This is a genomic window from Chitinophaga sp. (genome assembly GCF_039596155.1).
Taxonomy (GTDB): domain Bacteria; phylum Bacteroidota; class Bacteroidia; order Chitinophagales; family Chitinophagaceae; genus Chitinophaga.
The window spans coordinates 111,951-127,246 of sequence record NZ_JBCNKF010000009.1 but is presented as its reverse complement, the minus strand read 5'-3'; the positions used below and the strand labels follow the sequence as shown (position 1 = coordinate 127,246).

General features: G+C 47.7%; 6 protein-coding genes. All 6 read right to left on the bottom strand.

What is annotated here, in order from left to right:
* Positions 1 to 7: 7 nt before the first annotated feature.
* On the bottom strand, positions 8 to 3,094 hold the full coding sequence (locus ABDW33_RS11230) for a TonB-dependent receptor (RefSeq protein ID WP_343690159.1): 3,087 nt from the start codon (positions 3,092 to 3,094) through the stop codon (positions 8 to 10).
* A 547-nt stretch (positions 3,095 to 3,641) separates the two neighbouring features.
* On the bottom strand, positions 3,642 to 5,906 hold the full coding sequence (locus tag ABDW33_RS11225) for a glycoside hydrolase family 2 TIM barrel-domain containing protein (protein ID WP_343690158.1): 2,265 nt from the start codon (positions 5,904 to 5,906) through the stop codon (positions 3,642 to 3,644).
* A 133-nt stretch (positions 5,907 to 6,039) separates the two neighbouring features.
* Entirely contained in the window at positions 6,040 to 9,075 is a 3,036-nt protein-coding gene (locus ABDW33_RS11220) for a glycosyl hydrolase (protein ID WP_343690157.1), read from the bottom strand.
* Positions 9,068 to 9,955, bottom strand: coding sequence for a sugar phosphate isomerase/epimerase family protein (locus ABDW33_RS11215; RefSeq protein ID WP_343690156.1), 888 nt, complete (start codon positions 9,953 to 9,955; stop codon positions 9,068 to 9,070). The genes ABDW33_RS11220 and ABDW33_RS11215 overlap by 8 nt, the downstream gene beginning before the upstream one ends.
* Positions 9,928 to 13,542: a family 78 glycoside hydrolase catalytic domain gene (locus ABDW33_RS11210; RefSeq protein WP_343690155.1), complete on the bottom strand. Its 3,615-nt coding sequence runs from the start codon at positions 13,540 to 13,542 to the stop codon at positions 9,928 to 9,930. Before ABDW33_RS11210 ends, ABDW33_RS11215 begins: the two co-directional genes overlap by 28 nt.
* Entirely contained in the window at positions 13,542 to 15,287 is a 1,746-nt protein-coding gene (locus ABDW33_RS11205) for an exo-alpha-sialidase (protein WP_343690154.1), read from the bottom strand. The genes ABDW33_RS11210 and ABDW33_RS11205 overlap by 1 nt, the downstream gene beginning before the upstream one ends.
* Between the last annotated feature and the right edge of the window lie 9 nt (positions 15,288 to 15,296).

Here is a 15,296-nt window from a genome sequence, read left to right as displayed (position 1 = left end):
TCTGTGATTAGAAAGTTACATTCAGTCCCAGCATGACAGTTCTTGCTTTGGGATAGTCATGGAACTGCATCCCCTGTGCGAAGGTGTCATCCCATGTCGTTGTTTCCGGATCATAACCTGTGTATTTGGTAATGAGGAAGAAGTTCTGTGCAGCTACATATACACGGGCATTACCGATCCCCATGCGCTTGCAGGTAGCTGGTGCCAGGTTATAACCAAAGGAGATGTTCTTTCCCCTGATAAATGAGCCGTCTTCCACTTTGTGATTATCCAGCTTACTGGTGTAACCGGCAGCAGTAGGCCTGATCTGGGCGATCGGTGTATTCTGGTGTTCAGGTGTCCAGGCATTCAGTACAGTTGCAAAGCTGTTGGCAATACCGGTTCTGTCTTCAGAAGAGTGTTCGGCCAGTTTGAATACATCATTGCCATAGGAATATTGTAATTCCAGCAGGAAGTCAAATTGTTTATAGCGGAAGGTGTTAGAGAGGGTCCCATACCAGTCAGGAATACCTTTCCCGATAATGGTGCGGTCCTGGCTGTTGATCTGGCCATCGTTGTTCATGTCTTTGAACTTCAGGTCACCTGGTTTGGCACCATACTTTGCGGCCTGCGTTTCTTCGGCTGTACTCCAGGTACCTTCACGTACATATCCATAGAAGGAACTTACAGATTTACCCACACGCAGGATATTGGTATAGTCCAGGAAGTTAGGGTTCATGTAAATGTCTTCGTTGTTGCTACCCAGCGCAGTGATCCTGTTCTTCAGTGTAGAGAAATTGAATGTGGTATTCCAGGAGAAATTCTTCTGATCGATGTTCACGGAATTTACACTGAATTCAAAACCTGAGTTTTGCAGGCTACCGATATTACGGGTCAGGGTGGTATAACCGCTGGTAGCAGGCACTGGTGCATCGAGCAGGAGGTCTTTGGTATTCTTTTTATAATAATCGGCAGCGATATTCAGCCGGCTGTCGAACAGGGAGAGGTCAAAGCCCACATCTACCTGCCTGGTTTTTTCCCATTTCAGGTCGGGGTTGGCCATCGTACTGATCACTGTACCTGCGGCACGGGTACCATTGAAGATCAGGGTATTGGAAGTCATATTGGCCAGTGACTTGTACTGACCTATTTCAGAGTTACCGGTCAGACCGTAGCTTGCACGCAGTTTCAGGTTGTTGACAGTTGGATTGTCTTTCAGGAAAGGTTCCTCAGACACACGCCAGCCTAAAGCGGCAGATGGGAAGAAGGCAAACTTATTGTCTGCACCGAAACGGGAACTACCATCATAACGACCAGTGAATGTTACCAGGTAACGGTCTTTGTAGGCGTAGTTGGCCCTGGCGAAGAAGGAAGCCATTGCCCATGAATATGCTTCAGAAGAAGGTGTATTTACGGTGGAAGCAGCACCCAGGTTATTCCAGCCATAATAGTCATCACTAAGACTCTGCACGGCTACGACATACTTGAGATAATTAAGCTTCTGTATTTCCTGACCTACAGTGGCGCTGATGCGATGATCTTTGCCAATGGTTTTATCGTAGGAGAAGTGGTTTTCCCACTGGTAGAAAGTAGAGCGGTAAGAGGTAATTTCCGCATAGTTCTTCCCATATTCGTTGGCCAGGTTAGATAAGGTACTGTTGAAATATGGATCATATTCATCACGCACATTGGCACCAAAGGTGCTGGTAAAAGTCAGGTCTTTGTAGAGCCTGATATTGGCATATGCATTTCCGTTAAACACGTTATTGTGGTACTGCCGGTTATCTTCATACAGCTGTGACAGCGGGTTATCGCCAGACTCCATGCCTTCGTAGTCACCTCGTCTGCCATAGGTACCATCAGGATATTTAAAAGGAACGATGGGAATCATTTCTATCATCTGGCGGGTCACGTTGTTACCACCAGTGGTTGCATCCTGCCGTTTTTCGTTGTTGACAACATAACCAATGGTACCTCCTACTTTCAACCAGTCAGTCATCTGGCGGTCCATAGTAGCGCGGGCAGTATATCTTTTAGCATAAGAATTTTTAATCACCCCCTGTTCGTCGTTGTAGCCCAGGTATAAACCATACGTAGATTTTTCATCCCCACCTGTGAAAGACAGGTTGTGGCCCTGGCTGATAGCAGTACGTGTTACGGCATCCTGCCAGTCTACATCGTAGAGTGGGTTCAGGTTCTGGTCAAAGAGTTTACCGATATACTGGGCACGTTTTACTTTAGGATCTTTGTATGCACCATTAGCGAATCCGGTTGGATCGTATTTAGCAGCGTTGGCATAAGCGAGATCTTCGGTAGCCAGGAATTCTTTGGCATTCAATACATCCTGTTTGCGGGCCATTCTTCCAGCGCTTACATAACCGCTGTAGCTCACCACACCGCCTTTCTTACTCCCTTTCTTAGTCGTGATCATGATTACACCATTTGCACCACGTGTACCATAAATAGCGGTAGCAGATGCATCTTTGAGGATGTCCATGCTTTCGATATCATTTGGGTTGATCGTAGAGATATCAGCAGGATATACGATACCATCTACAACATACAGCGGATCGTTGGTGGCCTTGATAGAACCAAAACCGCGGATACGTACGCTGGTACGGCCACCGGGGCGACCAGAGTTGGTGTTTACATTTACACCGGCTACTTTACCCGCCATGGCTTGCTGCAGGGTGAGAGAGGGTCTTTCCATCAACTCGTCTGCATTGACACTACCCACACTACCGGTGAGGTCCGTACGTTTGGTAGTACCATAACCGACTACTACCACTTCGTTCAGATCACTGGCAGATGGGGTCAATAAGATATTAAGGGTGGTCTGATCGCCTACAGGTACTTCTTTTGTTTCCATACCTACATAGCGAACTACCAGTACAGCACTGGAATTGGGCACTGCGATCGTGAACTGTCCTTTTTCATCTGTGTATGCACCCGTGGTGGTGCCTTTCACCTGCACAGATACGTTTGTGAGAGGGCCTTCCTTGCCTGAGACCTGCCCTGTGACCTTCCTTTGCTGGGCCATCAGGGTATGGAAGTGCAGCATGGTTAACAGGAATAGCAATCCTGTACAACGCATAAAATGGTTACTTTTCATCATGGAACTATTTATATGTGATCTGAATACTCTTTTGTGGACATGTAATGCTGCACTGAACACTGGTCAGTGACGGGTCATTAAGTAAATCGTTTTAGTTTAAGTTTAATAAAGATGGTTGCTACGTTTTTTTCTGGTTTTACTACAATAAGTTTTAAGTGAAAAAATGAACAAATGGATTAATCAATAAATAACACACTGGATTAATCAATAAATGCCATAACGTGACCTTATGCTACACAAGTTTGAGTAACAAATCTAAAAATTTTTTATTAACGCGCACCATCTTTTTACATTTTTTTTAACAACAGGGGTAATTGCGACAATAGCACATGTGTGTATTTGCCTGCGGTTATAATGATGTCAACTCTGCCGTTTTACTGTATGTGGGGTTGTTTTTTTATCATTTCCAGCCAGATCCGGGAGCGTTGCCGCAGCCGGTTTGATATGCGCCTTTATGTTAGGCAGAATGCTTACATGTAACCTAAAATGTTGATTCTTTTACTGCTCATTCGCGCCGTATGGTAGCAGACATTTCTGCATGTCTGGTCTATTGCCGTTGGCTGGTTTGATGCAGGATGATTTCTGCGGGAGGCCGGTTGGAACTGTTAGCCACAAGGCGGATAGTGCCGGGTGTTCTGCCAGCTTTGATGATGACCATTGCGCGGCCGTGGAATGCTTTTCTCTGCGGGGCCTGGTTACTTTCCAGGCTACGGGGGTCTGCATTACCGACCCCGGCGATGGTAGCGGGTCCTTCCAGTTTGAAAGTAATCAGGGAGCTATCTTCCGGGTTACGGTGGCCTGCGCTGTCCAGCAGGTTCACTGTGATGTAAGCGAGGTCCTGGTTATCAGCAGCAAGCTGGCGGGTGTCTGCCTGTAACTCAAGTCGTACGGATTGCCCGGTGGTCGCCAGGGTCGCTTTTTTCCTGCCGGCTACAGCGGTGAGGGTACCTTTTGTATACGGCACCTGCCAGCTGGCGGCATGATCTTTTACGGCTTTTTTACCCAGCGATTTATCATTGAGAAAAAGTTCTACCTGTTCATAAGAACTGTAGGCCACTACTTCCAGTGGTTTTCCTTCATTGCCCGGCCAGTTCCAGCTATCGGTTACATCCTGCCATTCCCAGCGGCTCCAGTCTAACTTGTCGGGGTTGAGTGGATAAGTAGGTTGAGGTGGGTGTACAAAGAGAGATAACTGCTCCGGCATCCAGAGGGCATCGCGGTAATAGGATTGAGGGCGTTTCCAGCCACAGATGTCGATATCTCCGCAATAGGCAAGGTTCCACGGATAAAAACCCTGGTGCTGCAGGTAACCCAGCCAGCCTATACTGGCTTCGCCCATATAGTCGAAGGCAGTCCAGACAAAGTCACCGATTACCCAGGGGTGTTTGATGACACCTTCCCAATAGGCACCGGCGTCCAGCGGGAAAGATTCAGTAGCCATGATCACCCGGTCTGGTATACGCGCATGATCCGGTTCGTATTGATCAAGGGCATAATTATAGCCAGCTACATCGAGGGCAGAGAGGAAAGTATCTTTGTCCGGTGCAATGCCATTGACACCACAGGTAATGAGGCGGGTGCTGTCCAGCTGTAGGACATACTGCCGCATGGTATGCGCTAAAGCAGCTACTTCTGGCTTTTCCCGGTGTGGGATCTCATTTCCGATGCTCCACATGATCACTGCAGGATGGTTTCTGTCCCTGTTTACCATGCTCTCCAGATCCCGTTGCCACCAGTCGTTGAAAAACACATGATAGTCTTCGGGGTTTTTACCGTCTTTCCACGTGTCAAAAGCTTCGTCGACCACCAGCATACCTAAACGGTCGCAGGCGTCTAAAAACGCAGGAGAAGGTGGATTGTGGGCACAACGGATCGCATTGTATCCACTGGCTTTCAGCAAAGCAACTTTTCGCTCTTCGGCACGGTCGTAGGCTTTGGCACCAAGCGGGCCATTATCGTGATGCACGCAACCACCTTTTAGTTTAACAGGCAGGTTATTCAGGCGGGCACCATTTACAGCATCGACAGTAAAGGTGCGGATACCGAAGGTAGTGATAACGGTATCAGTGCCTATGATAGTAACGGCTTTGTAAAGATTGGGGGTATCCACAGACCAGAGGGCGGGCTTTGAGAGCTGTATCTGCTGGCTGGTGGACGGGGTTGGTTGCTTTGCTACCAGTATTCCTTTTTGATTGAATATGCTGGTGCTGCCGGGCAGGTCTGTGTCAACCGCAACAGTCGCTGATTGCCTGGTCACACGGGGTGTAGTAATGGCAATCCTGTGTTGATTGCTTTTTAACCATACATGCCTGTAAATGCCCGAACCAGCGTACCAGCGGCTATTCTCTCCTTCATTCCTTACCAGCACGGCGAGCACATTTTCTTTGCCAGACACTATTTTATCGGTGATGTCAAAACTGAAAGTGGTATAGCCATAAGGGTGCCTGCCCAGTTTTTTTCCATTGAGCCAGACAGTGGCATTCATGTATACACCATCAAATTGCAGGATGATGGGTTTGCTATCTTTTTGTAGTGTAAAGTGCTTGCGATACCAGCCGGTACCACCTGTTGTAAAACCGCCGTTTACCTGGCTAATCGCACTTTTACTGAAAGGGGAATTCGTTCCCGGCAGGTCTTCTATACTCCAGTCATGTGGCAGATCTACCTTTCTCCAGTCTTTATCATCAAACAGCGGATTTTCAGCACCTTGTGCATTGCCCCTGTAAAATAACCAATCGTTGTCAAATAGCTGTTGCGCGCGTGCAGGCAAACAAAAACCCAAAACGATGCTGAGGAGTATAATGCGGATCATATAACAAATTCAATTAGTACGTGGTATTCAAAATAAGCACCTATTTAAACGTACAATATTAACAGATTAAAAATTCAGTTTACTTTTCTTTTGCCAGCCGAAGCGGTGGCTGTTCCTCTATGTACCACTTTATCTACCGCACAGCAAAAATGGTATCGTGAGCCGGCACCGGTATTTTAATTTCATTGTATACCCTTTGCTTGATGGCATCTGCCGCGGCATGCCCGGTGAGCAGTTTTACAGGGCCCAGCAAACCTCCCGGCAGTAAATGATCACCAGCCTGCTTGTCCGGCACAATACTAAAAGTTGTTTTAGGCCCGGTTCTATCGCCGATGATACGATTGGCCCAGGTGTTGGCAACAGCAATATCTATCTTATTAACACCGGGCCGTATTGCGCCGGAGATATCCACCCGGTAAGGCGGCGTCCAGGTAATGCCACAGTCGATATCATTGACCTTTACAGCTGCGATATCGGCAATATTACCAACGTCTATCAAAATATCAGCCGGCGGATCAGTTATATACACCTGCTGGACATAATGTGCTGTTCCGGAAAAGTACCTGATTTTTTCAGCTGCATGCTCACGCCAGTCTGTGAGTTTTTCAAACAAAACGGTGTCCTGCGGTGCGAAACTTACTTTCCACGGATTATCCAACGTTAGGAATGGTGTATAGACTTTTTGCTGATGCACATTTTCCATGGGCTTATCTGTGAACAGAACAAACATGGAACCATTTGGCGGAAGCGCCAGAGGGAGCTCAGTCCTGTTCTGTGTGTATTGATACTTCTCCGGTTGCAGATAGATATCATTGACGGCATCATACAATACAGGTATCTTGTTTTGAACCCGGAAGGATAATTGCAAGTGACGTTCTTTATCCTGTTGATTAGAAACAAAGTAAATTTCTTTATCTGCAGCTGAGCGATGGGTCCAGGCAATACCCGGTTCACCTGAAATAAAATCAGGTGGAATGTTAATATGTTGTAAAGTATCAGTGAGTGTAAGAGAGACACGGTACCTGCTGCTATCTCTTCGGTTATTGTAAGAATCATAGGCATAACCATGTAAGGGGTCTATCCAGTCTTCTGCCCTGGAGATATTAGCACTTGCCGTTACACCGGCAGGCATTTCCCGGGTAGGTTCGCCTACATTGGCCAACCTTCTTTTCTCACGCTGGATGATACTATCTCCAAATAACGTGGGCAATAATGGCACCAGGCGCCCGGGCAATACGGCTCTTTTGGGCAGGTTATCACCAGTATACACGCCGATATCCACAACTGGCTTACCCTGTTGTAATAAGTACTGGCAACGGGTGACATAATTTACCATTGCTGATACATAAGGCCACCAGGTCTGATCCCTTTGAAAGTAAAGCCCAATTCCATTCAGGGTCATTCCCGGTTTCCTGTCCATCCAGGGATTGTGCGCAAAGACATGGAAAACCAGTTTATTAATACCCAATGCGAAGTTCCGGTCTATTGTCGTTTTCAACATACCAGGATATTCATCCCAGTTATTCCGCAACTCTGTAAATGCCTCTGCCTGAATAATCTGTTTATCATAGACATGTGCACCCGAAATGGCGTCCAGCATGTCATTCGGCTTATCGTGTGTCGGACTGCGCAACCAAAATTCACCCATTGGATAATCCACTGCATGATAATGCTCCATGCCGTCGGCAGTGATCACAGGGGCCGTACTTTCTGCGCTGAAAGCTACTCCGCGGGCATGCGCCAACGCACTTAAAGTATCGTAAAAATTAACCTGTATTAATTGATTGATTGTACGGCGTATATCTAGCAGGAATTGCTCTGAAGCCGCCCCGTTATCCACAGGAATACCAGCCATTGCAGGCAGCCATTTTAACAGGTCGTAGCCATGTTGCTTCCTGAAGGCATCCCTGAATACAGGCGACCAGTTCTGACTACCACATTCCCAGCTATCCACGTGCAAGACGCTTAACCTGGCCCGCTTCAGTGCTTCTCCATACCAATGATCGAACTGGAAGCGTACTGCAGCAGGATTGAATTTATCACATTCCAGGCCAGCACCAGCACCACCGGTTACATTCCTATGCCCGGTAGAAGTATGGCCTACCCGCAGGATCGTCCAGTCTCCTTTCGGTGCTTTCCATTGCAAATGTCCCTTTGCATCCATCCTGCCGGTCAGGTCAATGATCTGGTGCTGTGGCACAGCCATATCGGTGTTGGTGATCGTATTGCTGATCCGCCAGACGGCGCCACTTTTCCCTTCGTATTGATTAATACGTGGCTGATTGGATAAATGGATGCCTGTGATCTTCAGACTTTGTTTCCACTTGGCATTATCCAGGTCTTCAGCACCGGGTTCTGAGCCCGCTTTGTTGTAATCAAAACGGAAGTAACGACTGGTGGTAGCCGGGATGGAATAAGTATGGTCTGCATCCGCATCCAGCCATCCATGACGTGGGGCGTTCATCTGGAACACTTTATGGAAACTGATACCGTCATCGCTCACGGAAAGTTTCAGGCGCTGTGCCTGATAGTTATTGCCGCGGATTGTAATAGAACGACAGGTAAACGACCGGGGATAAGTATACTGTATCCAGCAGGGGGCCGTGCTTTTTATATTTTCCTTATTTTCTTTACTGAAGAGGATCTGCGCATTTACATCAGGGAGGTTTGTCGTCACTACCGGTGTGGATGTATCTTCTTTGATAAGTGGAAAAGCCAGTATGGCAATGTCCTTATAATATCCTTCGTTGGTTGCAGGTTGAGGTAAGTTACCATTGAAGTTCCCATTTACCTCCGTCATTGTCCACACTACTTTCTGCATACTGAGCGAAGGAGTAATCCACGGTCCACCTGCTACCGCAAAGCCATCACAGAAATGCATACCTAACTGCAGCCCCAGACTATCTGCCTGTTGGGAAGCATACTGCACCAGGTTCCACCATGCAGGAGTGAGTTGTGCTGCTGCGGGTGTATACGTCGTTTTGCCATTTACAGGCATGAGGTAAGCACCACCTAATCCCGCTTCTTTCATGGCTACCAGATCGGCATGGATGCCGGGTTGAGATACGGCCGCGTACATCCAGTACCAGAACACCCATGGTTTGGCATCCTGTTGTGCATATGAAGTTGTGCCTAATAGTAAAAGAAAACAAAGTAGGAAGTTACGCATGGAATATTGATTTCAGGTAAGCAGCATTTGCGCTGAAGTTCTTTTTCACATTCTTCGGATCGCTGGCATCGCGGGAACGCTCTATTACCAGCCAGCCACGCCAGCCCATATCATCCAGTGTTTTCCTGACTGCCGGCATATTGATACCAGGATCATTTTCTAACCATACACCATCTGTATTCGTACAATGGATCTGGCAGATCCGATGACGGCCCAGTGTTCGTAATTCCTGTTCCAGGTTTCTTCCTGCCTGAATGGCATTGGAGAAATTGAAGTAACTGCGGATATGTTTTGAATTGATCTCGGCCAGCAACTTTACCTCTTCTGCCGCTGACAACGAGGTTTCTATACCGATGATGACGCCTGCTTTCTTTGCCTTTTCACCAGCGACCCTGAGCCGTTGTACAACCTGCGGACGTAACTCAGGATGTTGTACCAGGTCACCTTTTACACCGAGTGGCAGAAAGGCAACTTTTACTTTCATTGCCACCATAGTATCGATGCAATCCTGCACCAGATCTGGCGTTTCCACTCTTTCAGCAAATGACTGTGCATAGAAACCCGACATAGCAATAGAGCTGATCGCTATATTCAGCGCTTTCGCTTTGTCCAGGAACTGCTGCCGGGTAGCAACATCCCTGAGTTTATTGTCGAATGCAGAACGATCTCCCAGACCGCCCATATCCAGTTCCAGTCCATCGGCACCAATTTCCCTGGCGAGCTGAAAAGCGGCTAATTTCTGACGTTTCAGGATCATCCAGTCACATACAGCAATGCGATAGCGGGGCGCTTTCCACATGCCTGCGATAGAACGGGGTACGAAAACGCCCGCTGCCAGTAAGGCCGATTGTGCTATAAACCTGCGCCTGCTGTTTTCCATATGTCGTTAGTTAAGGGGGTGAGTTCCAGTTGCCGGGGATCGATTTTCACATACCTGATCCTTTGCCGGCGCCATGTGTATACAATGTGAATATATCCGTCTGACGACTGAATAACTGAAGGGTAAGAATATTGGCTCACGGGTGAATCTTCCAACACGAGGGCCGCAGACCAGTGTATTCCGTCCTCACTCAGGGAAACATTCAGCGGTGTACGCTTTCCCTTGCTGGCACCTTTGGGCGTGCTGACGTGATTATACACAATCAATTGACGCCCGTCTTTCAGCGTAACAGCATCTGTACCTGAATTGTTATTGGGTAGCGTATTTAATGCCAGCGGTGACCATGTTTTGCCACTATCCTGTGACCATGACTCTACCAGGTTGCCTGCTTTATTACGGCAAAGGATCTGCATTTTGCCATTGCCGTATTGCAGGATACCGGGTTGAATCGCATTGATCGTACTGTCTTTCTGCAAGGGGCCTGTCTTAGTCCAGGTCTTACCGGTATCTGTCGTTATTTCAAAGTGAATGTTCCAGCCATGACCTTCAGTGCTGCTGGGGCAAAGGAGTTTTCCTCCCGGCAGGAGGATGGGTTTATTTTTTACAGGGCCCAGAAAACCAGCTGGTAACTGTCTTGCAGATGACCAGCTGACACCCCCGTCTGCAGAAGTTTTCAGGTAACCTTTCCAGCTGCCGACATTGGGACCCACCTTATAAAAGAGCAGGAGATCACCACCCGGCACCTGGAATAGTACAGGATTCCAGCAGGCATGCCGCAGGGTATCGTTTTGAATTCCATTCGCCACCTCAGCAGGTGTAGTCCACTTCCCCCCTACCTGGCGGCTTATCCATATGCCTACATCCGGGTTTCTTTCTTTTGTGCCACCAAACCAGGCTGCGACTACACCATGGCTGGTTTCAGCAAGGGTTGCGGCATGACATTCGGCGAAAGGTGCAGTTGTGAAAATATCTTCGTCTGCCACTATTCCTTTCTTCCAGCGGTCAGGTTGTGTAATATGAATGTTGTAATCACCTGAACCGATTTCGTATGCGAGCCTGTTATTGGCTGCGTTTTCCGGGCTGATCAACTTTGCGTTGTTGCTTAAACCTGAGACCTGCGAAGGATCATTAGCGGGCAGATATATCGTAGCAGTCGTATTTGCAGGCAGGGTGATCTGCCAGTCAAAGGCCTGTGTAGATTTCTTCCAGTGGGAACATATGCGGCCATGCATGGATTGATAGCTGGCGTTCACTTCTTCCAGTCCCGGTACCGGTTGTGGGTTCATCGTGATATGTTTGAATCCATGGTCTCCCTTTATGCCGGCAAGACTTTGATAGCACCATACAATTAAATCACCGAGGAGCATAACGTGATTCTGAGAGTTCATGTTTGGAGCCGCTTTATCTCCATTCCATAATTCCCAGATAGTGGTAGCACCCTGGTTCACCATGTAACCCCAGCCGGGATAATCCCTGTCCGCAGCAATCAAATACGCCAGATCAGGACGCCCGTTTTCCGTAAGGGTACGCATCAGGAATTGGGTGCCGATCACACCTGTGGAGAGGTGATCACCGTTCTGGTGGATGGTATCGACAATGTTTTTAAACACCTGTTGTCGTTCGTTTTCCGGTACCAGGTCGAAATACAGGGGAAGCAGGTTCGCGGTAAGTGTAGGTTTGTGCTGAAAATGCTGATTGAAAGATATTTTTACCGCTGCAGCCTGTTGGGCAAACAACGCCTGATCAGCCTTCATATGCAGAATACCGGCAAAGGTATCCATCACATTCAGCAGGTGATAATAGGTAGCTGTCGCTATCAGTTTGCCATCTGTTGGCCGTGGTGCACACCAGTCGCCATACTTATCCTTCGTCATGATGCCATCTGTAAAATACTTATCGCGCATGTAAGTCAGCCAGCGCTTCATAGACGGGTAATGTTTGCGCATGGGTGCGACATCGCCGAATTGATTGTAGAGATATCCTGCTATGAGAATATAAGCTGCAGGCCAGGTCATATTATCAGAATAATATCGCCAGTAAGCCGGGGCTACGTCTGGAATAGCACCTGTTTCCAGTTGTGCATCTGCTATATCATCCAGCCATTTTGCATACAGTTTACTATTGTCAAACACAAAGCTTTCGCCCAAGGCACCTGTTGCCCTGTCGCCTAACCACGGCATTCTTTCATTGCGCTGCGGGCAGTCGACAGGCATACCTTTATAGTTGGAGCGAATACCCCATACCGCGTTCTGGTAAATCTTATTAATGGTAGGATCAGAAGTTTCAAAGGTCCCTATGGTCGTAAGATCATCATTGATCACCTGTCCTTCTATTTCTTCAGGAAGTACGCCACTGATCTCCACATAGCGAAAGCCATGATATACAAAGATCGGATGCCATGTTTCAAGGTCACCACCTTTGAGGGTATATACATCTGTTACTTTTGCATCGCGCAGATTGGCGAGATAGAGGCTTCCATCTTTCTGCAGACTTTCAGCAAAGCGTAACGTGACTTGCTGGCCACTTTTACCTTTTACTTTTATTTGCAACCAGCCGGCAAAGTTCTGCCCCATGTCTGCTATCCATTTATCCTGAAACGGTTTTATGGATACAGGTTTGATAATGCCAGTGATACGCTGTGGTTCGTTGAGCTGTGCAGCCAGTTTCCCGCCGGGTGCAGGCACAAGATCCACTGGCTGCCAGTTTTGTAATACTTCTTTCCTGGCATCGTATTCTTCTCCATCATATTCATTGTTGGTACGAACAGGACCATCTGCGGTCAGTTGCCAGCTGCTGTCACTGGCTATTACCTGCTTTTTGCCATGTTCATATTCCAGTTCCAGCTGTAGTAATAAACGGGGATAACCAAAGGTATTGATCTTGGCAGGTTTATAATGCTGGCGCATGGCGAAATAGCGACCATTACCAAGCGTGACGTCAATCTTATTATTTCCTTCGCGGATCAGACTGGTGACATCGTAGGTATTGTAACGCACGGTCTTTCTATAATCAGTGGGAGATTGTGCCAATACCTGGGTGCCGATACGATGACCATTGATAAAGCCTTCATAAAGACCCACACCAGCGATATACACCGTTGCTTTTTTAACACGGTGCCGGCTGGAGAATTCTTTTTTGTAGTACCGGGCAGAAAGTCTTGAGAACAGGGTATGTGCACTATCCCATGCAAAGGCAGTATCAGCTCCTATCCATTTAGCTTTCCAGTCATCTGCCAGCAATAACCCCATGCTCCAGCGGGCAGGTTGACTCCATTCACTCTCTCCTTTGTTTGTCCAGACCTTTACCTTCCAATAGCATACCTGCCTGCTCTGCAGGGCGCTCCCTTTATAAGTGACCTGGATAGACTGATCACTGGTTACTTTCCCTGAGTTCCACAGATCACCTTCATTTTTAGCCAGTTTTTCAGGTGTAGATGCTACCAGTACCTGGTAGGCATGCTGCACAACAGCATGTTCCGTAGTGCCTATTTCCCAGCTCATTTTCGGTTGAGCGACATCAATACCGACCGGGTTTTCCAGCGCTTCACAACGCAAATGGAATAATAATATCAGCAACCATGCATGCATTACAATACTTTCGTTTTAAGTGAATAGATCTGGTAGATAGCCATATGGGATTCTACCTTGTTTGCATCGGGCAGATCCGTATCTACATCGGCAGGTGTATCTGCATTGGGGAAATGCCGGGGCTCACCGGTGCGGAATACGATTCTGGCGACGGCATCTATTGGTGCAAAACTCAAACTGTTCAATACATCTTTCCCATTTATATTCACCGTGTAGAAGCGGCTGGCGGTGTTCACCGTGAGGCGGATATGGTAAACAGTATCGGGTACATAGCGCAGGAAGTGCTTGTATCGTGCGCCTGCCTTTGCCTTGAGCGTATTGTCTGCATCGAAGATGAGCCGGATGGCCGGGACACCTTTCTGATCTGTTAATTCAACCTGCAGCTGACCGTAATTATTCTGCCTGGGTGTGACGGTAAATGAAATTTCCAGTTGCGATGCAGGCGTGATCACTTTCTCTGCTTTTGCATAGTCAAAAGGATCTTTATCTGCCAGTGTGAGGCTATCACCTTGAATGGTAACAGGTGCCCATAAAGGGCTATAGGTATTCCAGCTATCCGTAGCATTGGTTGTGACGGGTACAGGTAGGCTGGCTACCCAGATATCTTCTTTGTTCATGCTATAAGTGACCCATGCTTTGCCATCGGGCGGTATACCATTTCCTTCTTCAATACCCCGTACATATTGCGGACCATATGACTTATAATTACCACCGTAGCGCATAGGCGGTACTTCGCCATTCACCAGTAGTAAGTTGGTATAATCCAGTCCATCCCCGCTCACAGAAACTGCCAGCGGCCATCTGTATTCGGAGGGGTTGTACACGGTCACATATTTACCATCGGAAGTACGTTGCCCCCAGATCTTTGCATTGCTATTTACAAAACCCGGTGCACGGCCGGCAGCAGACCATGTTTTGCCTTCATCTTTGCTGATAGCAGTGAGTGCATTTTTCCATAGTCCTACCACATGATGGTTGGGCAAATGGTAGTAACAAAATGCCTTATAGTTCTTTTTCAGGGGGATTAACGGGTCGTCCCTGTCGGCTTCTTCATTCCACTGCATCATCATGAGTGGGGTAGCCATCAGCTCATTGCAGGCGGCGATGAATGCTTTGTCTTTGCTGGAAGTATAGAAAGGGTAAGATGTATTGCCGGCATTCCAGGCTTTGTTGTAATGCAGGAAGTAGATAGGTCCATATTGGCCATCCGGCAGCACTTCTCTCACCACCCTGCCTATACCTTTGCCATCATTGGGATCATCCTTTGCATCCAGGCAAATACCATAGTAGCCGAGTACCAGCAGGTGATTATGCTTAGATACATAAAATCCCATCCGCTGGTGCATCACTGCATACAAGTTACGGGCAACCCCGGGATGGCCTTCTTTGGAAGTGCCATCCGGGATCTTATAGGGAGGAAAAATAACGAATGGTTCAGACCAGGTCTCTCCATTTTTAGAAGTCACGAGCAGTGTACGACCCGGAGGTATGCTTTCGCCGATACTATCGCTCAGGTATTCCAGGTAGAACTGGTTATTCCACCAGGCCAGCATGGGAGCATGGTTGTAAGTCCAGCCACCGTTGGTACGGCAGGCACGCATCACCTGTATGTTGTGCACACCGGTAGCAGGTATTAACTGTCCATGGTGGTAATCAACATTGACCCGTGAGCTTCCGGAATAATGTACGTTATCCTGTGCCAATACAGTCGTTGTACACAATAAGAGTGCGATCAGTATCCTCATAATATGCTA